Origin of the sequence: Bradyrhizobium sp. SZCCHNRI20481, from assembly GCF_032485055.1 — a bacterium.
Classification (GTDB): Bacteria; Pseudomonadota; Alphaproteobacteria; order Rhizobiales; family Xanthobacteraceae; genus Bradyrhizobium.
In genome coordinates this window covers 228,688-251,859 of sequence record NZ_JAUEUE010000011.1, presented here as the reverse complement: position 1 = coordinate 251,859, position 23,172 = coordinate 228,688, and the positions used below count along the sequence as shown (strand labels likewise).

The following is a 23,172-nucleotide window of genomic DNA, read 5'->3' as shown; positions in this document are numbered from 1 at the left end:
CGAGATCCCGCTACACATCTCGCTGTTGCTGTCAGTCGCCGCGCTCACGCGCTTCTATCCGCCAAGCCCACCGCCCACAGTGCAAACGCATAGGCGATCGCGACTTCGTCGAGGCGGTTGAAGCGGCCGGAGGCGCCGCCGTGGCCGGCGCCCATGTTGGTGCGCAGCACGACAGGGCCGCCACCGGTCATCGTCGCGCGCAGCCGCGCGATCCATTTCGCCGGCTCCCAATAGGTGACGCGCGGGTCGGTCAGGCCGGCCATCGCCAGGATCGCCGGATACGGCTTGGCGGCGACGTTGTCGTAGGGCGAGTAGGACAGGATGGTGCGGAAGTCTTTCTCGCTCTCGATCGGGTTGCCCCATTCGGGCCATTCCGGCGGCGTCAGCGGCAGGCTGTCGTCGAGCATGGTATTGAGCACGTCGACGAACGGCACCTCGGCGACGATGCCGGCGAACAGCTCGCCCGCGCGGTTGGCGACTGCGCCCATCAGCATGCCGCCGGCGCTGCCGCCATGGCCGACGATGCGCTTCTCGCTCGTGTAGTTGGCCGCGATCAGCGCCCGCGCACAGGCTGAGAAATCGTCGAAACTGTTGGTCTTCTTCTCGCGCTTGCCCTGGAGATACCAGCCCCAGCCCTTGTCAGTGCCGCCGCGAATATGCGCGATGGCATAGACGAAGCCGCGGTCGACCAGCGACAGCCGGTTGGCCGAGAACGACGCCGGCATCGCATGGCCGTAGGAGCCGTAGCCGTAGAGCAGCAGCGGCGCTGACCCGTCGGCCTTGAAGTCGCGCCGATGCAAGAGCGAGACCGGCACCTCGGCGCCGTCGTCCGCCTTCGCCATGATGCGCGTGGTGACGTAGTCCGCCGGATTGTGCCCCGACGGGATTTCCTGGCGCTTGCGCAGCGTTCTAGCGCGCGTCACCATGTCGTAATCCCACACCTCCGACGGCGTCGTCATCGACGAATAGGCAAAGCGCAGGTTGGTGGTGTCGAACTCGTAGGAGCCCATCGCGTCGAGCGAATAGGCGCCCTCGTCGAAGGCGATCGCGTGTTCCTCGCCGGATTTCAGGTCTCTGATCACGATCGACGGCAGCGCATTGGCGCGCTCCAGCCGCACCAGATGGCCGGCATAGAGATCGTGGTCGAGCACATAGATGCCGGCGCGATGCGGAATGAGGTCGCGCCAATTAGCGCGCTCGGGCGCGGCCAGCGGCGCGGTCACGATCTTGAAGTCGATCGCGCCGTCGGCATTGGTGAGAATGAGCAGCTCGTCGCCGCGATCCGCGATCGAATATTGCACGCCGTTCTCGCGCGCGGCGACCAGCCGCGGCGGCGCATCGGGATCATCGAGATCGATCAGCCGCTGCTCCGAGGTCTCATGGTCGCCCCCGGCAATCACGCAGAACCGGCCGGAGGTCGACTCGTGCACATGGGTGAACCAGCCGGTGTCCTTCTCCTCATAGACCAGCAAATCGTCTGATTGGTTGGTGCCGAGCTTGTGCCGCCACACCTGCATCGGGCGGTGATTGTCGTCGAGCTTGACGTAGAAGAAGCTCTTGCAGTCACGCGACCACACCACGCCGCCGTCGGTCTCCTCGACGAGATCGACGAGATCGTTTCCACCGTCCCAGTCGCGGACGCGGATGGTGAAATATTCCGAGCCCTTGGTGTCGGCGCTCCAGGCGGCCAGCTTGTGGTCGTGCGAATGCCGGCTGCCGCCGAACTTGAAATACTCATGCCCGCGCGCCAGCGCATCGCCGTCGAGCCCGATGGTCTCCGCCCCGCCGTTGCGCGGCGTGCGGCAGAACAGCTCGTGCTGCCCGCCCTCGCGGTACTTTCGGAAGTAGGCGTAGGGCCCGTCCGGCGATGGCACCGAGGAATCGTCCTCCTTGATGCGGCCGCGCATCTCCGCGACGAGCTTCTTCTGCAGCGGTGCGGTGTGGCCGAGCACGGATTCCGCATAGGCGTTCTCGGCCTCGAGATAGGCGCGGATGTCGGCGTCGAGCAGCGACGGATCGTGCAGCACCTCCTGCCAGCGCGCATCCTTCAGCCAGGCATAATCGTCGCTCACGGTGATGCCGTGGCGAGTGAAGGAATAAGGGCGGCGCGGCGCCACCGGCGCACTTGTGCTGCTGTCGGTCATGTCGTCCTTTACGGGGTCACGCTCTCGCCGAGCCATTGGATCGCGGCGTCGAGGCCGCCGCGGCCATGCGGAATCTTCAACGCCACCAGCGCCATTTCGATCACACCGAGCGTGCCCAGCACCATCGGCGCGTTGACATGGCCCATATGGGCGATGCGGAACGCCTGGCCCTGGAGGTCGCCGATCCCGGTGCCGAGCACGACGCCGCACTGCTCCTTGCAGTAGGTCTGCAGTACGGCCGGATCATAGCCGCCGCCGACCAGCACCGTGGTCACGGTGTTGGAACGCTCCGCGGCGTCTACGATATTGAAGCCGATCACCTGGCCTTCGCTCCACTTGGCGACCGCGCGGCGCACGGCCTCGCCGAGCAGGGCATGGCGGCGGAACGCATGCGGCAGCCCTTCCGCGAACAGCATGTCCATGGCCTGGCGCAGCGCGAACAACAGATGCACCGGGGCGGTGCCGCCATATTTGCGATAGTGTTCGGCGCCCTCGCGCTCGCTCCAGTCCCAATAGGGCGTGCGCATGTTGGCGCGCTTATGCGCCTCGAGCGCGCGGTCGTTGGCCGCGACGAAGCCGAGACCGGGCGGTGTCATCAGGCCCTTTTGCGAGCCGGACATCGCGACGTCGATGCCCCAGGCATCCATCTCGAACGGCATGCAGCCGAGCGAGGCGACGGTGTCGACCATATAGAGCGCCGGATGGCCCGCGGCCTTGATGGCGCGGCCGATCGCCTCGACATCGTTGACGACGCCCGAGGCGGTGTCGATCTGCGCCACGACGATGGCCTTGATGGTGTGCTCCTTGTCGGCGCGCAGCCGCGCCTCGACCTCGGCCGGGCGCACCGCGCGGCGCCAGTCGCCGCGGAGCACCTCAACCTCGGCGCCCATCGCGCGCGCCGCATGGCCCCAGCCGATCGCGAAGCGGCCGCTCTCCAGCACCAGCACCTTGTCGCCGCGCGACAGCACGTTGGAGAGCACGGCCTCCCAGGCGCCATGGCCGTTGGCGATGTAGATGTAGGTCTTGCCCTTGGTCGCGAACAGCCGGCCGAGATCGGCCATGATGCCGTCGGTCAGCTCGACCATCTGCTTGGAGTAGATGTCGAGCGCCGGGCGGTGCATCGCCTGCAGCACCTCGTCGGGCATCGTGGTGGGTCCCGGGATGGCCAGAAACTCCCGGCCCGCGCGAACGGTCATTGTCAGTGTCCTCGGCGATGTGGTTTGGCGGTTGAGGGTGGTGGCGGGCTCTCGCACACGGCTGGCCCATGGTCGTTTTACGTGGCGCGGCGCATTAAGAAAAGCCGGAGAAGCCGGGGGGCTGGCATGCCCCGGCAGGCCGGCGCGTCAGGCCGTCAGCGCCTCGTCTCGCGGCAGCCGGCGGCCTCGGCCTCCTCGACCGAGCAGAACCAGCGCGTGCCCTTGGCGACGTGCATCTTGATCTGAGCGTACCAACGGCTCTTCGGCGTGTGATAGATGCACTCGCCGGCGCCGTTGACGTTGCCCTTGATGGTGCAGTCGGGCGACGGCGCGACCGGTCCCGAGGCCGAGGCGAGCAGGATGGCTTTCGCGCTGTCCGGTGGCTTGGTGGCGCCGAGGATCGTGGTCTTCTTGTTGCGCACGCGCCAGTCCCACGGCGCGATGAATGCACCCTGCCACATGCCGGCCTTGGCGGCGCGCGCCTCGGCCTCGTCGGGCTCGTAATCGTGCGAGATGGTGCGATAGGCCAGCGCCCAACCGCTGCGCACCAGCCATTTCTGGATGTCCTCGCCGTCGACGTCGCAGCGCGCCACCTGGCGACCGCGGCGATCGATCGAACGCGGATGACAGGTCCAGCTCTTGCCGTCGGCGTGCTTGATCAGTTCGTCACGCGCCGCCACGCCGCAGGTCCAGCGCTCGCCGTTCTTGTTCAGGCAGAGCTGATCGACGGCGGGCGCGTCGATGCCGCCGAGCCGGATGCGCGTCGTGCCGATCAGCACGCTGTCGGCCTCGCGGACCTTGGCGGGACCGGTGATGTCGGCGGCATGGACGAGCGACGGGGCGAGCGTGAGCAGGAGAAGAAGTGCTGGCTTCATCGACATGAAAGGGCGCGGAACGTCCTTGGGATGGATTGATGGGGGCAATTGTGCGGCGGATCGGCCCGTGGTTCCAGCGCCGTGATTGCCTGAGCCGCTCAACTTCGCGCGATGGTGGGACGGGAGTTGCGACTCGAGCTATCACCACAACGGCGGTGCGCTCCCCTCCCCGCAAGGGGGAGGGGAGTGGACCGACATCGGCGACACAGCTTCGTCCTCACCGCACCACGACCCGCCGCGCCAGCGCCAGGCCCATCAGCACGAAGGCAGATGTCACCTCGGGGCCGCCGACCAGGATGCGGGTCGGGGTCTTCATCTTGTTCCATTCATAGGCGCGGTACGGATGCCGCCGGCCGCCCTCGCCGAACGACGTCACGATGCAATGCACCGCGGGCGCGAAGCTCGCCGCAGCGCCGCCGAGATGTCCGAGCGCAATCAGCGCCAGCGCGGCGTCGAACGGGTTCATCTCGCGGCCGATCAGCTCGTCCTCGACATAGCCGAGCACGCGCAGACGAATGAGCTCGAACGCGCCGTCGGGATCGATCGCCCGCCGCGCGGCGGGCGGCAGTGCCATGAAGGCGTGGTAGCAGCGGCCGAAATAGGCGCAGTACAGCTCCGGCAGATAATAGATGTGCGCGCGCGGGTCGGCGAAGGCGCCGCTCAGAACCAGCCGCTGCTGGAAGCCGACGATTCGCCTGACGACGTCGAGCCGGGCTTGCGTCTCCAGGACCTGCCAGCGCCCGAGATTGCGGAACGACACTTCGAGCACGTCGAGATTCAGCGTCGGATCGAGATCGTTGCCGTAGGGCCGCTCGCCGGCCAGACTGTCGATCCAGGTCGCGATGCCGCCTTCATAGTCGATGTTGTCGTTGATCGGCACCGTCACGCGCGGCTCGTTGCCGCCGGCGCGCACCTGGTAGCCGGCATAGAAATCCAGCAGCGGCTGGTTCAGCATCGGATCGTCCGAGCCGGCCTGCGTCGCCGCCGAGAACGAGCACGCCGTGGTGTCGCAATCCGGCACGTAGACGCCGAAGCCGAGGTCCTGCTTGATCTGGGTGAAGAAGCGCGAGAAGCGCGGATGCGGCGGCGGCGCCAGCGCGGTGACGACATTGTAGCTCTTGCCGTCGGCACCGCGCACCTCCTCGCGGCTGACGGTCAGGCAGAACTCGACCATGGCCGAAATCGCCGTGCGCGCCGCGGTCGTCTGCTCCGACGAGGCGAGGCCGGTCTCCAGATAGCTCAGCAGCGCCTCGGTGAAGAACGCGTCGTAATAGGCCGAGCGGTGGCGGATCTGCACCGGCTCCCACATCGGCTCGGCGATGCCGCGCCACGGCGGATTGATCACGGCCGCCGCCGGCGATCGCGCGATGAAGACGCGGGCGAGGTTGAACAGCAACGTCGAGTTCTTGTAGCCGCGCGCGTCCAGCCCCTGCAGCGCCATCAGCACCTCGCGGCCCTTCATGTCGGGATCGCCGATCAGGTTGAAGGCGGCATAGGTCGGGATGAAGCCATTGCGGCTGAACGAGCCGAGCAGGTCGGCGCCACAGGCCCGGATCACGCGGTCGATCTCGCCTTCCGGCGGCATGGCCGCCGCCGCGGTCCGGCGCGGCGGGGCAGGGTGATGCAAGGCGACGCTGTCGACCAGATCGGCGATCGGGCGGCCGACCTGCTCCCAGTCCGGCGTCGGATTGTCGCGGGCGAGAACCAGCGCGTCGCGCAGCGCATTGAGAACAGCGGGATCGTTCAACTCGGGCAGGCCGGCACGGCGCAGCAATGCGCGCAGCGCGGGGTTCCCCAGCGCGGTCCGGTAGAATTTCGACAGATGCGGGTCGCCGCTGCCGGGCCGGCGCAGGATGGGATCGCAGACCTCGTACAGCGAGGGCCCATCCTTCCGGGCCGTCAGTGCGCGGCAGGCCGCGCCGGCGAAATACTGGAAACTCAAGCGAGGACTCGCGGGTTGTCGGAGGCGGGACGAACGGCATGCGCTGCTCGAAACGCCCGGCAAACGGCGCGTCACGCGCATGCATGGGGCAAACTGACACGCTGGACGGCCAAAGACAACGTGACGGCGGTCACGGCGCGAGGCGGATTGGGCGGCAATATGGCCTCCCGGCGGTCCGCCCAGGGCCCTTTGGAGATCGGCGCCATGGTTAAATTTGCGTTTCTCTTCAAGTGCTTGAAAAGTCAAGGCTGTTCCGATGTTGCTTGGGATGCGGGTTCGGGTTAAGCCTTTCCTCGTTGCGGTGCCGCAAATTGCGCGCAATTCGACGACACATCGTCTCGCAACCCCTCAAACCTCAGAGGCGCCAGCGCGACCAAAGGGTGCGCCCCTTTGGTCACGCTTGGGCAGGCTCGGACCAGGATTGACGTGATGACCGCAAGGCAGCCTTCTCTCTCCCGCCGATCGGCCGTGATCGCCGCCGCGCTTCTCTGCACGGTGTCGCTCGCGATCGGTGCGCATGCTGCCCTCAACAAGCGTTCGCTCGAGGCGCCCAAGGCGGCAGCCTCCGAGCAGAGCAGCGTGGCGACCGGCAACGGCGCGCGCCTCGCGCTGGTCATCGGCAATGGTCATTACCCCGATGCGAATGCGCCGCTCGTCCAGCCGATCAACGATGCCCGGGCGCTGACCGGCGCGCTGCGCCGCGACGGCTTCGACGTCGATGTCGTCGAGGATGCCAACAAGGACGACATGATCCGCGCGGTCGAGCGCCTCAAGGCCAGGATCAAGCCCGACTCGGTCGTGATGCTGTTCTTCGGCGGCTACGCCATCCAGGCGGGACGCGAGAGCTACATGATCCCGGTCGATGCCAAGATCTGGAAGGAGGCCGACGTGCGCCGCGACGGCACCAGCATCGAGGGCCTGCTCGATACGGTCCGCGAGCAGGGTGCGCGCGCCAAGCTGGTCGTGATCGACGCCGCGCGCCGCAATCCCTATGAGCGCCGCTTCCGCGCCTATTCGCACGGCCTGGCGCCGATCAATGCGCCTGCCAATGCGCTGATCCTGTCGTCGGCGACGCCCGGCAAGGTGCTGGACGATCCGAAGGGCCAGAACAGCGTGCTGGTCGGCGAGCTGCTCAATCAGCTCGGCAAGAGCCCGAGCGCCGAGGCGGTGTTCAACAAGACCCGCAACGCCATCGCGCGCAGCTCCGACGGCGAGCAGGTGCCGACCGTGTCGTCCTCGCTGGTCGAGGACATCCGCTTCAGCGCCGACGTCGCGAACGCCGGCAGTTGAGGCGGCGGTTTTCCATCTCTCGTCCAACGCATCTGACGCTCGGAGCGTCTGCCCCGCTCTCACCAAGCTGACGGTCAGCTCCCCTCCCCCTTGCGGGGAGGGGTTGGGGGTGGGGGTCCGCAGGGGTATGAACCGGGCTGAGTCCTGACAATTCAGACCGGGTTGATTCCTGACAGGCAAGCTTCGTCCGATTCGAAGGAGGATCGGTCGATGCCTTTCAGGGAGAGCAGTCCTGTGGAGCAGCGTATCGGGTTGTTTCGGGAGTACGACACGGGAGCTTTTTCGGTGACGGAGCTGTGCGCGCGGCACGGCATCAGCCGGGAGACGTTCTACGTTTGGGAGCGCCGCCGCGCGAGCGGGGATCCGCAGTGGTTCGAGGAGAAGAGCCACGCCGTGCAGAACTGCCCGCACGCCACAGCGGACCGGCTGGCACGGCGCATCATCGCAACACGACGACGGTTTCCGCATTTTGGCCCCAAGAAGATCAAGGCCTGGCTCGCGCGCGAGCGAACGGAGGTCGACTGGCCGGCGGCCTCGACGATCGGCGACCTCCTGAAGCGTGAAGGCCTGGTCGAAGCGCGGCCACGCCGACGTCGGGCGATCGCGCAAGGCGAGCTGATCACGCCGGCGGAGGGCCCCAATGACGAGTGGGCGATCGACTTCAAAGGCTGGTTCCGCACTGGCGATGGCACGCGCTGCGATCCGCTCACCATCACCGATGCGGCGAGCCGCTATCTCATCGAGGTGCGCATTGTCGATCCGACCTGGGCTGGCGTGAAGGGCGCTCTGGAGCGCGTTTTCAAGGATATCGGCCTTCCCGACGCGATCCGCTCCGACAATGGAGTACCGTTCGGATCGACGGGAGCTGGCGGCCTTTCGGCGCTCTCGGTGTGGTGGCTCAAGCTCGGCATCGAGCCACGCTACATCCCACCAGCGAGCCCGCAGGACAACGGCCGGCACGAGCGCATGCACCGCACGCTGAAGGCCGAGACGTCGAAGCCACCGGCAGACACGGCCGCCGAGCAGCAGCGACGCTTCGACGCCTTTCGCCGCCACTTCAACGAGGAGCGGCCGCACGAGGCGCTCGACCAGGTGGCCCCCGTCAAGCTCTGGCGCAGGCCGGTGCGCTTCATGCCAGACCGTCTCGATGATCCCTGGTACGACGCCGATCACGAGGTCCGCCGCGTGCGTCCCACCGGGGACATCAAATGGCAAGGCGAGCACGTCTTCGTTGGCGAAGCGCTCGCCGGCGAACTCATCGGCCTCGCCAAGCACGATACCGGCGGCCACATCGTCCGCTTCTGGGGCCGAGACCTCGGGCTGATCGACCGCGACCGCCGTTTCCTGCGCTTTGCTCCGCCGCGTGCGCGGCTCCGCGTCGCGCAGGAAACGGCGGAGACAACACAGCAGTGATCGAATAGTGTCAGGGATCAGCCCGGTCCAAAATGTCAGGGATCAACCCGGTCGGTCAGGGCGCCGCGCGTCGTTGGCTTGAGCCTTCCCTACAAGCCGCTTTGGCAGGGATAGCGATTCCCCGCATGGCCCTGTCCTAGATCGCTGAAGATTTCCCTGGAGCTCGCGCGCTCATCACGTCGAGTGCGACTCGGAGAACCCCCACCCCCGACCCCTCCCCGCAAGGGGGAGGGGAGCGGACCGCGTCTGGCGCGGTCTCCCCCGCTATGTCCCGCAGGACTCGGCCGTGTCCCTCAATTGCTCGCCATCACCGGCCGCACCGGGTCGCCTTCGCGCAGCAGCGCGCCGGCGCGGGTGACCACGACGTCGCCCTCGGCGAGGCCGTCGCGGATCTCGACCTGGCCGCCGGCCATCAGGCCGATCTCGACCCGCTTGGTCTCGATGCGCTGGGCGCGGACCACCTGCACCACCGTGCCGTCCGGGTCGTACAGCACGGCGGTCAGCGGCACCGCGACGCCGCAGCTCTGGCCGATCTTGATCACGGCACGCCCGAACGAATTCACCAGCAGCCGCGCCGTGCCGTTGATGCCGATGAAGGCCTGGCCGAGCTGGCTGTTCGGCTCGACGGTCGGCGCGACCCTTCGAATCTTGCCTTCGACCTCGCCGGCCCCGACGATGCGGATCCGCGCCGTCTGGTTGACCGCGAGCTTGGCGAGCTGCGCGCTCGGCACCAGGCCGACGAGATCATATTCGTTGCGGGCGAGAATGGAGAACAGCGCCTCGCCGCGACCGGAGGCAAACGCGCCGATGGTGGCGCTCGACGACAGGATGGTGCCCGCCACCGGCGCCTGGATCATGATCGTGCCGCCCTCCGGCGGCGTCAGCCGCGCCAGGTTCTGTCCGGCCGTGACGGTGTCGCCGGCATCGACCAGCACCTCCGCGACCTTCAGTCCGGGACGGTCGGGCCTGACCGCGGTCTCGTCGCGCGCCAGCACCATGCCGGACACCTCGACGGTGTTGTCGAAGCAGGCCTTGGTCGCCTTGAGCACGCTGACCGCGGCGCCCCTCGGCGCGGTGTCCTCGGCCGCCGCCGCAGCCTGGATCATCGCCAGCAGGCCCGCGGCGGCGAGCATCGGCATCCGGCGCATCGTGGCGGCAATTGCGGCATGTCCCATGCGAAACCGATCCTCGCGAAAACCCATTCATTGAACGGCCGTGGTCGAGATAGCAGACGCGCAGCCGCCGGGCCAGCCGACCCGCGTCCCTGGTAGTCGCGCCAGGATGCCGCGACGTTCAGCCGACTGTGCCGAACTTCTCGGCCGGGTCCTCGTTGACGCTGCCGAATGTCAGCCATCTCCACTTGGGACTCACGCTCATGCTTCGGCTCTGGATACCGCTTCTGCTCTGCGCCGTCGTCGTCACGCCTGCGGTCTCCGCCGAGCTCACCGCCGACGCCGTCAACGGCGCCGAGTTGCGCAAGCGGCCGCCGGCCGAGGAGAAGATGGATCCGGTGGCGATCCGCGCCCAGGTGCTGCTCGATCGCGCGCGCGTCTCGCCCGGCGAGATCGACGGCCGCTTCGGCGACAATGCGCGCAAGGCGCTCGCCGCGTTCGCTCGCGCCAAGGGGCTTGCCGGTGATGCGAAGCTGACGCCCGAGCTGTGGGATGCGTTGCTGCGCGGCGACCAGGCGCCTGCCATCGTCTCCTACACGATCACCCGCGACGATGTGAAAGGGCCGTTCCTGAAGAAGCTGCCGCAGCACATGGAGGACATGAAGGACCTGCCGGCGCTCGGCTACACCTCGCCGCGCGAGGCGCTGGCCGAAAAATTCCACATGAGCGAAGCTCTGCTGTCGGCGCTCAATCCGAAGGCCGGCTTCGACAAGGAGGGCGAGCAGATCTCCGTCGCCAATGTGATCAAGCCGGACGACGCCGCGCCGAAAATCATGCGGCTCGACATCAGCAAGGACGCCGGCACCGTGCAGGCGTTCGACCGGGACGGCAAGCTGGTGGCGGTGTTTCCCGCCACGGTCGGCAGCGAAGAGAAGCCGACGCCGGTCGGCAGCTTCAAGGTGATCTCGATCGATGCCAACCCGAACTACCGCTATAACCCCGACTACAAGTTCAAGGGTGTGAAGGCGCGCAAGCCGTTCACCATCAAGCCCGGCCCGAACAACCCGGTCGGCGCCTATTGGATCGGCCTGTCGGTCGGCATCGGCTACGGCATCCACGGCACCGCCGAGCCGTCCAAGGTCGGCAAGTCGGAGTCGCATGGCTGCGTGCGGCTGACCAATTGGGACGTGCGATTCCTCGGCGACCACCTCGCGAAGAAGGCGAAGGTGGAGCTGCATTGAACGGGGCGTTGCTGCTGCGATTTCCATCGGCCTTCTTTGGACCCAAGCCGCATCGGCAACCTCCGCTGTCGTCCCGGCCTTGAGCCGGGACCCATAACCCCAGGAAGTCGTTTGAGGCAGACGGGTCGCTGACACCGCGCCCCGACAACCGCTGCGGCGCGTGGGGGCCCTAGTCAGTGCCACGCCGCGCCATCGCGCGATGCTGCCTGCGGGACGACGGCTGAGCGCACCATGCCAGCCCTACGTCATTGCGAGCGCAGCACGTCATTGCGAGCGCAGCGAAGCGATCCAGACGATGTCCGCGGGGCCATTCTGGAATGCTTCGGCGCAACTGCGCCTCGCAAATGACGACGCAACTCATGAGGAGACGGTAGCAAAGCCAGACAAACACGCTCTACGCCGCCGCCCGGACATTGCCAACGCCCATCCAGCGCGCATAATCGCGTCCACCGCAACCGGAAAGCTGGCCCGAACATGACCCCGGAGCATTTGCGCGACCGCCTGTGGCCGCCGCCCAAGCCAGGTGTCGATTGGTCGAAGTGGATCGGCTCGCCGGTGGCGTGGCTGGCGCTGTTGCTATCGGCGGCGAGCCTGTATGCGACCGTGGTGAGGACCAGGGACGACCTCCGCGTGGTCATCAACAATATCCCATTCATGTCGGTGTCGTCGAAAGCGCAGGAGCTGAGCGGGCTGAGCCAAAATCTCGTCTTCGTCAACGCTGGCAACCGGCCTGTGGCGGTCACCAAGATCAACCTCACCGTCTGGTTTCGTCCCGGTAACGAGAGGCCAGAGCCGTCGTGCGATGAGCATGGAATGAAGGCGCTTTTGAACTATGTCTTCACGCCTCTGGTGATCAAGCCAGGTGAAATGAGTCTCCTCGCGCTCGACACGTTGGAGGACGGTGAAGCTGGCGCCGCCGCGTCGGGCTTTTCGGGGCCCACGCGTGCGATCAGCTACGAGGTCCGGGACGGCAGGTTAACTGCTTTCGATCTCACACCCGCGCCGAAGAACGGCGACCTCATGCTGGCCTGCCTGCGTTTCCACGTGATCCTGCCCGACAGCGAGTCACAGCAGAAGGAGGTCTTGATCGGCGCCGCACCGATGAGCAACGTCAGCGGCTCGCTCTATTCGGAGACGTACATGCTGATGCGAAACCCAGTTCCTCAAGTGCTCGTCAGTCGCTGACGGCCGCTTCGAGGGGGCGGTCGCCCCCGTTCAAAACGAAAGCCGATCATTTGACAGGGGGGCCCGCCGACCTCGCTTGCCGTTCGGGGGCTCCGCCGCCGCGCGCTGCGCGCGGATGCGCTCCAGCAGCCGGCTCGCCGGCTCGTCGTTCGGGGCCTGCGGCACCAGCTCGCCCTTGAACGCCTTGGTCAGGATCGCCGCCTCCAGCCGGTCGAGCAGCGCCCGTGCGCGCGTCGCCTCGGCTTCGAGGCGGTCGGCGCGGACGTGGATCGCCTCAAGTCTTTCGACAATGATGGCTTGCTCCCAAAGCGGCGGGATACGTAGGCGCAAAGCCTGAAATCGCCCCTTATTGATAATCGGCATGGTCGTAGCCGATGAGTTAGCAATGATCTTGCTACGAAACTGCGGAGAAGTAATGGCCCAGTAAAGCCATTCCGGATTTACTGCCTCTGCCTTGGGTACCGCAGCGTTTATTTGCTGGTTGAACGCACATGCGACGCGCGCCAACCCCGCCTTCCCAATGGTTGCGCCGATACATGTAACAAGCGTCGTGCCTACTGGGACAACTCGGGCCCGGTCTGCGCCTTCCGCGGTTAGCGTCTCTCGCGGAGTTCTCACGAAGTAGCCCGCGTCAAGGTCAGTTGGCTTGAAGAATGGAAGGTCACCACCGAAGTAGCGCTCTTTGTCCGCCGTGGGCGGCGTCGATCCAGTGACAACATCTGCAACCTCGCCGAGCTTGTTCTCAGGCCAGTCAGCGTCTGCACCCTTGCGATCCGCGCGCGTTAGCCCGCCGACGAATGCCGAAGCTCGCGCTTGAGTACGAGCGTGCTCGGCCAAGTTGGTCACCCTGTCTAGTCCCGCCCGCGCGCGGGCCAAGCGCGCGAACAGCGCATCCAGCTTGGCGACGATGCGGCGCTGTTCGGCCAAGGGCGCAACAGGAAGGGGCAGTTGCTCGAGGTTCTTCTTTCCGATGTGGAAGATATTTACGCCCTGCGTGTGTTGCACGAGATGGCCCGCTCGCGCCGAGTGTTTGAAGAAAGCGTGAGCAAACCAAGGGTCGAGGCCATTCGATCTGAAACGCAATAGTGTGTTTTGGAAGCAGCAATTATCAACCTGCCCCTCCCAAACGGCCGGCTTTCCGACTTCGTCGGCGCTACCAGATCCTTCATTAAGAAGAACGTCGCCGGCGCTTAAACGGAAGGTCTCGAAATCGCGCGCGTCGAAGTTCATTTCCTTGACGTCGCTAAGGTCCCATCCGCCCCAAGTGATATTGGCTGATCTGACGTATGGCCTCATATCTGGGCCGCCGTGGTGTTCGGGAGAGCGCTGGCGACCCAGAGTCACTTCCCCTACTACGGATGCGGGCGCCCAAGACCAAGAAGACGGCAGGGGCCAGGGTCCTTTGCCGGTAGTCACTCCGCAGCCTCGCCGACTTCGGAGGCGATTTCCTCAACACCAAGCTCTTCGACCAGCGCCCTGATCTCCTCTAGTGCTGACGACAAATGTCCCTCGATCGCTGCTGCAATCTCCTCTGGAGATTCCAGCCCGTCTTCAGGATCGCCGCTGCCGTCCTTGAGCCACGTAATATCTAGATTGTCAGCCCGCGCCGCGATCTCTTCGCGGGTGAAGCAGCGGAAGCGGCCTTGCTCGCCCTGGTCTGTCCGCACGCCGCGACCATGATGATCATCACCAAACGCGGCGACGAAGCCGTCGAAATCTTCGAGCTTCAGCGGATTGGTCTTGCCATAGGCCGGTGCGCCGGAGCGCATGTCGTAGATCCACACCGCCTCGGTGGCGTCCTTGGCGGGGGCTTCTTCCTTGCTTCGCGTGAAGAACAGCACGTTGGTCTTGACGCCCTGGGCGTAGAAGATGCCGGTCGGCATCCGCAGGATGGTGTGCAAATCGCACCAGTTCATCAGCCGCTGCCGCAGTTGCTTGCCCTTGCCGTCATCGAACAGCACGTTGTCGGGCACGACGATCGCGGCGCGGCCGCCGAGCTTGAGCGCGCGGATGCAGTGCTCGACGAAGGGGAGCTGATAGGACGAGACACGATCGGTGATGGTGAGGTCGTCGCGGGTCGGCGGCCCGCCGGCCGGGCCGAACGGCGGATTGGTCAGGATCAGGTCGGCGTTCTTGAACTTCGGCTGCATGCCGCTCGGCGACAGCGTGTCGGCGAAATCGATATGGTCAGGGTCGATCTTGTGAAGATGCAGGTTCATCAAGAGCAGGCGGAAGGTGTCCTGTACGTTCTCGATGCCGCGTAAGGCCTCGGTCATTTGGAATTTCGCCTTGCGAGGATTTTCAAGCAGGACGTAGTAATCGTCGTTGGCCGCGCGCATGAAGCGATCAGATGCGATCAGGAAGCCGCCGGTGCCGGCAGCCGGGTCCTGGATCACCTCTCCCAGATCAGGCTTCATCAGCCGCACCATGACCTCGATGAGCACGCGCGGCGTGAAATACTGCCCGGCGCCGCGCTTGGTCTCCTCGGCCATCTTCTGCAGCAGGCCTTCATAGGTGTCGCCGAAGGCGTCACGCTCGGCGCTGTACCAGTGCAGGCCGTCGATGGCGTCGATCAGCCGGCGCAAATTGACCGGCTCGCGGATGATGGTCGCGGCGTTCTGGAAGATCGCGACCACCGACCGGTCGGCGATCTTGGTGCCGTCGCCGAGATCGATCAGCGCCTGGCGATAGCGCTGCAGCACCTCGGTCTCCGGCGCCGATTTCAGCGCGCTCCAGCGATATTTCTCCGGGATGCGGCTCTCGTCCTTCTGCTCCGAGGCCATCTTCAGGAACAGCAGATAGGTCAGCTCGGTGACGTATTGCTGGTAGGTGACGCCGTCCTTGCGCAGCATCGCGCACAAACGCCACAGCCTGTTGACGAGATCGGTCGCTGGATTCATGTCCGTTCCATCCTCAGGCGACGTGGTGGTCCCAGATCGCGCCGTTGAGGTCCTTCAGGATGTCACCTAGCCCGTGATCGAAGGCCCGATCAATGACCGCGAAGCCCCCCGCCTGTGCAAAGAGCGGGTCGGCGAGGATGTCGGGGTCGCCGACCGGCTGCGCCTTCAGCGCGCGGCCGATGCGGATCAGCCATTGCTTCTGCGTCGCCGTCCAGGGCCGGCTGCCGAGAATGCGCTGAACGCCGTTCTCGACCCGGGTCTCGTAGGGCACCAGGGGATCGCCGAGCGCGGCCTGGCGCACGAAGCCGATGATGTGGGCGGCGATGTCGGCATTGCGCACCCGGCCATAGGCCTGGCGCAGGCTGGCTTCCGAGAAACCGTTGGCGTCGAGCAGCACCGCGAGTGCCTTCAGCTCCTTGCGGGTCAGCTCGCGCGGCTTCTGGGTCGCGGCGATCAGCGCCGGGGCGGCGTTCATGTTGGCCTTCACGAAGGCCTCGAAGCTTTCGATATAGTCGGCCGGGCTGGCGCGGCCGCCGAAATCGTCCTCGACGCTGACAAGCTCGTCCTCGTGCTCGGAGATATAGACGCCGTCGCGCCCGCGGCGGGGGTTCGAATTGTCGAGAATGCCGGCGAGCAGCGGGTGCTGCTGGAACAGCGCCAGCGTGTCGGCCGGTGGCGCATCCCGCAGGCGGTCCGGCAATGCAGCCAGCGGCCCCAGCACGGTCTCCAAGGTCTCGCGTGGCTGGCCTTCGATATATTTCAGCCGCTGGCGCAGCTTGACCACGATCTGGTCGCGGACGAATGCGCGGTCCTCCTCGGTCGCGGCACGTTCGAGGTCGCCGACGAGGGTTGCGAACGACAGCGCGGGGTTGACCACCACCGGCCGCATGTCGCTGACCTCCTGCAGATTGGCATAGATGTCGACCGCGTCGAAGATGCGAAAATACTCCTTGCCGATCTCGTCGCAGCGCCGCGTGGCGCGGCCGATCATCTGGTCGTAGAGGATGCGGCTGTTGACCCGGCGGACGAACACGAGGTTGGTGATCGCCGGCACGTCGATGCCGGTGGTCAGGAGGTCGACGGTGACGACGTATTTCGGGCGGGGATCGTTCTTGAACGCCTTGATCCGGTCGAGCGGCTTGTCGACGGAGCCGGTGATCTTCTCGACCATGTCGTGCGGCTGGGAGCCGTATTCCTCAGTCAGCGCATCCTGGAGTGCCTTGACCAACGTGTTCGCGTGATCATCGCGGCTGGCAAAGATCAGCGTCTTGCCGCGGTCGCTCGGTGGACATTCGCGTGCGATTGCGTCGGCAACCGCACGGTTGAAGGCCGTGGTCAGCACCTTCTTGTTGAACTCGGCGACCTCGAAATCGACCTGATCGTCGAGGTTGAACAGATCGATCTGGCCGGTGCGGGGATCGATGATGTTGACGTCCTCGCCGGCCTCGAAGCTGATGCCGGTCTGGCTCAGCGCCGTGGTGATGCGGCGCGGCGGCCGGTGGTCGATCAGGTAGCCGTCGATCACGGCCTGCCGGTAGCCGTAGTGGAACACGGCGGGGCCGAAGATCTCGCGGGTGTGCAGCGCGGGCGTCGCGGTGAGCGCGATCTTGGTGGCGTCGAAATAGTCGAGGACGCGGCGATAGGCGGAGAGATAGTCGTCGAGATTGCGAAAGCCGAGATCGTCCTCGCGCAGCTCGGCATCGAGCGTATAGCCGCGATGCGCCTCGTCGACGATGATGAGGTCATAGGTGCCGGGCGTCGGCCTGGTGACGTCGGGGTCGTCGAAGACGCGGCGGATCATCGCCTGCACGGTGGCGACCTGGACGCGGTCGGTGGCCTCGGGAAACTTCTTGGTGAGATCGGCGACCGGGAACACCTGGTCGAACTTCAGGAAGCCGGCCGTGTCGGTCGTGCTCATCGCATCCAGCGTCTGGCGTCCGAGCGCATTGCGGTCGACCAGGAACAGGATGCGGCGGAAGCGCTGGCGGCGCAGCAGCTCGTACATCAGGGCGATGGCGAGCCGGGTCTTGCCGGTGCCTGTCGCCATCGCCAGCAGAATGTTCTTCTGGCCGGCGGCGATTGCGGTCTCCACCGCCGTGATCGCGTCGGTCTGATACGGACGCAGGCCGGTGACGCCGAGCTCGCGCTCGGCCAGCGCATCGAAATCCTCGGTCTGCTCCAGCCGTTCGGTGAGGTCGCGCGGCGCGAACCATTCCGGCAGCGCGCAGGGATTGCCGCCGGTCGGGCGCGCATCCCAGAACCAGATGCCTGATTTGGTCTCGAACTGCTTCACATAGGGCCGGCCGTTGGTGACGAACAGAAACGGCACCCGGAAGCGATCGAGGCCCTGCAGCCACGGGCCGCCCGGAACGGTCTCATCCGGCAGCAGGCGGATGTCGCGGGCGTAGCGCTTGGCCTGGCCGAGCCGGCCGGGCACATCGGCGATGCCGCGCTTGGCCTCGATGACGCCAACGCAGCGGGCCTGGACGAACAGCGCATAGTCGACCGGGCCGCTGTCGGTCGGCCATTCAGAGATGGCGATTGCCTGTCCCGGCTGCGGCCGCGTACCGGCCGCATGCCGCAGCGTGCGGCTGTCGACGGTCCAGCCGGCGGCGCGGAGCTGGTCGTCGATCAGGAGGCGCGTCGTCGCCTCGTCCAGCTCGACTTCTTGCGCCTGACGGTTGGCGAGCTGTGCCAGGAGATCGAGCTGCTGCGGCGGCGCCGCTTCCGCCGTTGCTTGGGCCGCCTTCAGCGCTGCCTCGGTGCTCCGCAGGCCGGCCTCGGTCTGGGCGGCGTAGCCTTCCCAGAACTCCTTGTCCTGCCTGTGCGCCTCTGCTTCGGAGAGCGCTTTCAGCCGCGCGTCTTCTGCCTCTCGAAAAGCCAGCAGCGCCTTCGCCGCTTCGTCGGAGCTGGCGCGGACCTGATTTCGCAATTCCTCCAGCTCCGCCTTGAGAGCGGCAGTGGCGTCGACCGGCGGCCTCGGCGGAACGAATGGCCCGGGCTTGAAATTCATCTTGCCGCCATAACTCTGGTGAAACCAGATGGCGGCGGCCCGCGCGATCTTCAGGGCGGATAAGGCGTTGGCGGTCGTGCCGACGTCCTCGTGAACGGCCTCGTTGCCCAGACGCTTCAAGTGGAAGAGGAGATCGGCGATCTCGCGCGGCAGGATCGCCTGGACCCGGAGGGTGCGCAGCACCTCATCAAAGGTGATCGAACTCCTCGGCAGCAGCCCGTGACGTGCCGCAACTTCCTTTGAGAGGAATTCGGCGAGCTGCCGCAGCTTGATCAGGGCAGAGGGAGCGTCATCGAAAAAATAGCGCTCAGCCAATGCGCCGAGCCGCGCAAGACGCTCGTCCTGCGCGGCGAGAAAATCGAAATTGCTGGAAGCCCCCATCGCAGCCAAATTGTCTCATCAAAATTGCGCTCAATCCTTGGTCGCAAAAAGCGAATTTGTCTAGTCATCTCAAACTGATTTGCCTAGTCCAGTCATTCGGTAAAAAAGAAATCTCTTGCGCCGTCGGGCAAATCAGGATGAGATTTGCGCCCGTCCCGCCTCATTGAAGAGGGGCGCTTTCGCGAACGTCACGACGCGTTGGGGTGGGATGCGATGGCCGCGATGTGGCGCAGCGTGCTCGGCACGCCGACGTACGCCATGCCGCGGACGGTGAAGTCGCAGGGTCCTGGCCTCCCGACGCTGAGGTCCGCGCAATGCGCGTCATGCGCGCGTTGTCGCCACGGTGGCAAACAAGCCGGTCACCGGGGAGACTGCGTATAAATCGTAAAGCCATCGCGCAGGGAGGGCCGGGTCATTCCGGCTGTACCTGTGGTTCTGCCGCGTGCTTGTTTGCTGCACGCGGACCGCAGGCCTCAGCCGAGGCCTGGCTCTCCCTGCGCCCTCTGCTTCAAGAGGGTGTCCCGATGATCACAGCTCGGATGCGAAATGCGTCGCGAGAACGCGGTCGTGCAGCCGCGTGGGCTGTTTGACAATCACATCAGAACAACAGGTCTCCAGCGTCTCGATGCGGCCATCCTTGGTGTGGCCATCCTTCGAGACGCCCGCCTGCGGCGGGCTCCTCAGGATGAGGACTGAGGTCGTAGCGAGCTATTGCTCCTCCTCTCCATGAACACGCCTCTCGGCCTGTTCATGGTCCAGTGTGCAGTGCCGCCTCGGCTTTTGACCCTCATGGTGAGGAGCGCCGGTTACGGCGCGTCTCGAACCATGAGGCCCGGGCTGCCCGGCCACTACCTCGCAAACGAGCGCGACGGCGCCACGTGCAGCGCGTAGGCATCGGCCGCTTCGTTGACGCGTGGATACAACTCGGTGACGAGCGGATCATGCCCCGGAATGAAGCGGTCGGGATGCCCGGCGAGGCGCTCGATGATCTCCCAGCCCTGGATCATGTCGCCGATATTGAGCACGATCGGAAACGGGCTGCGGCGCTGCAGGTTGGCGTAGTAGTGCGCGGCGTCGGAGGCGAGCACGACCGGGCCGCGCGCGGTGTCGACGCGCACCACCTGGAGCCCGTCGGAATGGCCGCCGACCCGGTGCACGGTGACGCCCGGCGCGACCTCGCCGTCGCCGTTGTGGAAGGTGACGCGGTCGCCATAGACGTGGCGCACCATGGTGGTGACGTGCTCGACCGTGAACGGGTAGCGCAGCATGCCGTTGCACATGCAGCGGCCGGTGGCATAGGCCATCTCGCGCTCCTGCAGATGAAAGCGCGCGTTCGGGAAGCGGTCGAGATTGCCGGCGTGATCGTAGTGCAGATGGGTCACGATGATGTCGCGGATGCCGCCCGCGTCGACGCCGAAGGAAGCGAGCGCGTCGATCGGATCGCGCGTCAGGGTGCGGTGGCGGATCTCGGCCTCCGCGGCGTTGAAGCCGGTATCGACCAGGATGTCGCGCCCGTCACGGCGGATCAGCCACACGAAATAGTCGAGGTCTTGCGCCATGCTGTCGTGCGGATCGGGCTGCAGGAAGTTCATGTGCGGCGTGCGCGGCGACATCGTCGCATAGCGCAGCGCGTAGATCTCGGCGGCGTTCCCCATGATGGCCTTCTCGTTGGTTGGGCACGGCCGCCATCGAGCCATCGGCAGGGATCGAGGTCAATCGCATCGAGGTCAATCGCGGTGCGCGTCGAACCGGACGGTGCGCTGCCGCGACACAGCGTGAGGCATCTCACATTTCAAGCCATTGGGATCGTTGCATGGTCCGCTCGTGTCATGACCCGCAGCTCGCAAGAGGCTCCTGCGGGCGGTCGCCGCCTCAGACGATTCTTCAACCTCTGCAAGCGGTTGACGTGCCGTCACGGCGATTTGATAATGCCTGACGCGTGGGATATGGTCGCCGCGGCGCAAGCTGGACGGCGCCTGATTGCTGACCGCTGGACCGCCATCGTGATGACTTTCCGCCTGCTGTTGCCGCTCGGCCTGATGTTCTCCGTCGCGTTCTCGGCCGTGGTCTCGGCCGTGGTCTCCTGGCCCGCGCACGCGGCCGGCGACCGCTTCGCGCTGGTGATCGGCAATGCAAAATATCCGGATGCCGAGGCGCCGCTCAAGGAACCGGTCAACGATGCCCGCGATCTCACCGACGAGTTGAAGCGCGACGGTTTCAGCGTCGAGACGCTGGAGAATGCCGGCGGCGACGCGATGCGCCGCGGCCTCGATCGGCTTTATGGCAAGATCAAGCCAGGCTCGGTGGCGCTGCTGTTCTTCTCCGGCTATGGCATCCAGTCGAGCCGGCAGAGCTACATGATCCCGGTCGACGCGCAGATCTGGCAGGAGGCCGACGTGCGGCGCGACGGCATCGGCCTCGAGCAGGTGCTGCAGGAGATCAACAGCCGCGGCGCCGGCGTGAAGATCGCGCTGCTCGATGCCTCCCGCCGCAATCCCTATGAGCGCAGGTTCCGCACCGCCTCGGCCGGCCTCGCGCCGGTCATCGCACCGAGCGGTACTTTGGTGATGTACTCGGCGGCGCTGTCCGCTGTCGTGACGGATGGCGGGCGTGATCGCAGCCTGTTCGTACAGGAGCTGCTGAAGGAGATCCGCGTTCCCGACCTCACCGCCGAGGAGACGCTGAACCGCACCCGCGTCGGCGTCACCCGCGCGTCGCGCAGCGAGCAGGTGCCGTGGATCTCGTCGTCGCTGGCGGAGGACTTCTCCTTCGTGCCGGGCAACGGCGTCAGGCCGACGCCGCCGGCCGAGAGCAGTGTCGCACCTGCACCTGCACCTGCGCCGACCCCGACACAGGTCGTGGTGGCGCCGCCGGTACCGTCACCGCTGCCGCCGGCTCCGCCCGCGCCGCAGCCGACGCCGGTGCAGAAGGTGGATACCCCGCCGCCCGCGCCGCCGGTTGCTCCAGCGCCGCCGGCGCCCACGCCATCTCCTGTGATCGCGAACGTGGCGCCCGCCGCTCCGGCTGCGCCCGCGGCCCCCGCCGCTCCGGCAGCGCCTGCGCAGGATCCGTTCGCCGACGATCCGACGATCAAGAGCCTGAGCGCCAAGATCGCGGCCAATCCGGAGGATGCCGGCGCGCTGTACCGGCGCGGCCAGGTGTATGCGAGCAAGGGCGCCTACGCGCAGGCGATCCGCGATTTCGACGACACCATCCGGATCAATCCGAAGGACGTCGAGGCGCTCAACAACCGCTGCTGGGCCCGCACCGTCGTCGGCGAACTGCAGCCTGCGCTGCGCGATTGCAACGAGGCGCTGAGGCTGCGGCCGAATTTCGTCGACGCGCTCGACAGCCGCGGGCTGGTCAACCTCAAGAGCGGCGCGGTCAAGAACGCGATCGCCGATTTCGATGCGGCGCTGAAGATCAATCCGCGCCTGACGTCGTCATTGTACGGCCGGGGTCTCGCCAAGCAGCGCAACGGCGCTGCGCAGGAGGGCGCGCTCGACATCGCCAACGCCAAGGCGATGGACCCCAACATCGTCCGCGAGTTCGAAGCTTACGGCGTGCGCTGATTTCTTGCGCGCGTCGGCCGGCCGGCTCGAACCATGCGGCAGGCCGGACCGACATAACAGCGGACAGCCGGGTGTCGCGAGCGGGCCTTCGCGACGGACACCGGGATGATCAGTTCGCGTGAGGAGGGATGGCAATGACCGCACCGAAAACGAATTCGACCAGGACCGCCGGCCTGACGGCTCTCCTGGCCGCGACGGTCCTGAGCGCGGCCGCGTCGCTGAGCGCGATGCCGGCGTTCGCGGCCGATGATGTCAGCGAGGATCAGATCGTCCGCGCGTTGGCCGGGCCGAAGAGGCCGCTGACCCGCGGACTGTCGATGTCGCCGCCGTCCGAGGCCGCGCCTGCGGTCGCGCCGGAACAGGACAAGTTCCTGCAGAGCATTCGCGGCCGCTCGACGCGCTCGCTGTCATCAGCCGAGCGCGAGGAGATCGCGGCGGTCGCCAAGACCAAGCCGAACATCGACCTCGAGATCACCTTCGACTACAACTCCGCCAACATCAGCCAGAAGTCGCTGCCGTCGGTGCAGGCGCTCGGCCGGGCGCTGACGAACGCCGAGCTGAAGGGGTCGACCTTCGTCGTCGCCGGTCATACCGATGCCGCCGGTGGCGAGGCCTACAATCAGGACCTCTCCGAGCGCCGCGCCGATTCGATCAAGCGCTATCTGGTCGAGAAGTTCGGCATCGCCGGCGCCGACCTGGTGACGGTGGGCTACGGCAAGAGCAAGCTGAAGGATCCGAGCCAGCCGCTCGCCGAGGTGAACCGCCGCGTTCAGGTCGTCAACATGCAGAGCAAGACGGCGGCGGCCAAGTAGCGCCGCGTCTATCAAGCGCCGTCGGAGGTCGCGTGGCCGGAGATCGAGGTGGCCGGATGCGTCCCGCAGGATTGCGGGGCGCATCGCCTTGTCGGA

General features: G+C 66.3%; 15 protein-coding genes. 6 read left to right on the top strand and 9 right to left on the bottom strand.

The window, feature by feature from the left end; genetic code table 11:
* Positions 1 to 44 precede the first annotated feature (44 nt).
* The 4 genes from QX132_RS19670 to QX132_RS19655 all read right to left on the bottom strand — a co-directional run bounded on the left by QX132_RS19670 (position 45) and on the right by QX132_RS19655 (position 6,157).
* On the bottom strand, positions 45 to 2,144 hold the full coding sequence (locus QX132_RS19670) for a S9 family peptidase (protein ID WP_316162506.1): 2,100 nt from the start codon (positions 2,142 to 2,144) through the stop codon (positions 45 to 47).
* 8 nt (positions 2,145 to 2,152) lie between these two features.
* Positions 2,153 to 3,340 (bottom strand): pyridoxal-phosphate-dependent aminotransferase family protein, encoded by a 1,188-nt coding sequence (locus tag QX132_RS19665; RefSeq protein WP_316162505.1) that lies wholly within the window; start codon positions 3,338 to 3,340, stop codon positions 2,153 to 2,155.
* A 155-nt stretch (positions 3,341 to 3,495) separates the two neighbouring features.
* Positions 3,496 to 4,221, bottom strand: a complete 726-nt coding sequence (locus QX132_RS19660; RefSeq protein ID WP_316162503.1) for a thermonuclease family protein — start codon at positions 4,219 to 4,221, stop codon at positions 3,496 to 3,498.
* A 211-nt stretch (positions 4,222 to 4,432) separates the two neighbouring features.
* Positions 4,433 to 6,157: a hypothetical protein gene (locus QX132_RS19655; protein WP_316162501.1), complete on the bottom strand. Its 1,725-nt coding sequence runs from the start codon at positions 6,155 to 6,157 to the stop codon at positions 4,433 to 4,435.
* A gap of 429 nt (positions 6,158 to 6,586) precedes the next feature.
* Between QX132_RS19655 and QX132_RS19650 the strand changes: the two genes are divergently transcribed.
* Positions 6,587 to 7,447, top strand: a complete 861-nt coding sequence (locus tag QX132_RS19650) for a caspase family protein (protein WP_315740775.1) — start codon at positions 6,587 to 6,589, stop codon at positions 7,445 to 7,447.
* 210 nt (positions 7,448 to 7,657) lie between these two features.
* Positions 7,658 to 8,860, top strand: coding sequence for an integrase core domain-containing protein (locus QX132_RS19645; RefSeq protein ID WP_315796132.1), 1,203 nt, complete (start codon positions 7,658 to 7,660; stop codon positions 8,858 to 8,860).
* Between the two features lie 293 nt (positions 8,861 to 9,153).
* On the opposite strand, the gene QX132_RS19640 is transcribed toward QX132_RS19645, so the two are convergent.
* Positions 9,154 to 10,035: an efflux RND transporter periplasmic adaptor subunit gene (locus QX132_RS19640; RefSeq protein ID WP_315740774.1), complete on the bottom strand. Its 882-nt coding sequence runs from the start codon at positions 10,033 to 10,035 to the stop codon at positions 9,154 to 9,156.
* A 200-nt stretch (positions 10,036 to 10,235) separates the two neighbouring features.
* On the opposite strand from QX132_RS19640, the gene QX132_RS19635 reads away from it, so the two are divergent.
* Both QX132_RS19635 and QX132_RS19630 read left to right on the top strand, forming a co-directional pair.
* Complete coding sequence (locus QX132_RS19635) at positions 10,236 to 11,213, top strand: L,D-transpeptidase family protein (RefSeq protein ID WP_316162499.1); 978 nt, start codon at positions 10,236 to 10,238, stop codon at positions 11,211 to 11,213.
* Between the two features lie 474 nt (positions 11,214 to 11,687).
* The gene (locus QX132_RS19630; RefSeq protein ID WP_316162498.1) at positions 11,688 to 12,398 is read left to right on the top strand and encodes a hypothetical protein; all 711 of its coding nucleotides are present in this window, start codon (positions 11,688 to 11,690) and stop codon (positions 12,396 to 12,398) included.
* A 30-nt stretch (positions 12,399 to 12,428) separates the two neighbouring features.
* Here the strand turns inward: QX132_RS19630 and QX132_RS19625 are convergent, their stop codons facing one another.
* The 4 genes from QX132_RS19625 to QX132_RS19610 all read right to left on the bottom strand — a co-directional run bounded on the left by QX132_RS19625 (position 12,429) and on the right by QX132_RS19610 (position 20,347).
* Entirely contained in the window at positions 12,429 to 13,628 is a 1,200-nt protein-coding gene (locus QX132_RS19625; protein WP_316162496.1) for a restriction endonuclease subunit S, read from the bottom strand.
* 182 nt (positions 13,629 to 13,810) lie between these two features.
* On the bottom strand, positions 13,811 to 15,298 hold the full coding sequence (locus QX132_RS19620) for an N-6 DNA methylase (protein ID WP_316162495.1): 1,488 nt from the start codon (positions 15,296 to 15,298) through the stop codon (positions 13,811 to 13,813).
* A gap of 13 nt (positions 15,299 to 15,311) precedes the next feature.
* Complete coding sequence (gene hsdR, locus QX132_RS19615; RefSeq protein ID WP_316162570.1) at positions 15,312 to 18,692, bottom strand: type I restriction-modification system endonuclease; 3,381 nt, start codon at positions 18,690 to 18,692, stop codon at positions 15,312 to 15,314.
* Positions 18,693 to 19,540: 848 nt separating this feature from the next.
* Positions 19,541 to 20,347 (bottom strand): N-acyl homoserine lactonase family protein, encoded by an 807-nt coding sequence (locus QX132_RS19610; protein ID WP_316162494.1) that lies wholly within the window; start codon positions 20,345 to 20,347, stop codon positions 19,541 to 19,543.
* 351 nt (positions 20,348 to 20,698) lie between these two features.
* Here QX132_RS19610 and QX132_RS19605 point away from each other — a divergent pair, with 351 nt between their 5' ends.
* Positions 20,699 to 22,264 carry a caspase family protein gene (locus tag QX132_RS19605; protein ID WP_316162568.1) on the top strand — a complete coding sequence of 522 codons (1,566 nt, stop codon included), beginning with the start codon at positions 20,699 to 20,701 and terminating at the stop codon, positions 22,262 to 22,264.
* 134 nt (positions 22,265 to 22,398) lie between these two features.
* Entirely contained in the window at positions 22,399 to 23,076 is a 678-nt protein-coding gene (locus QX132_RS19600; protein WP_316162493.1) for an OmpA family protein, read from the top strand.
* Positions 23,077 to 23,172: the final 96 nt, after the last annotated feature.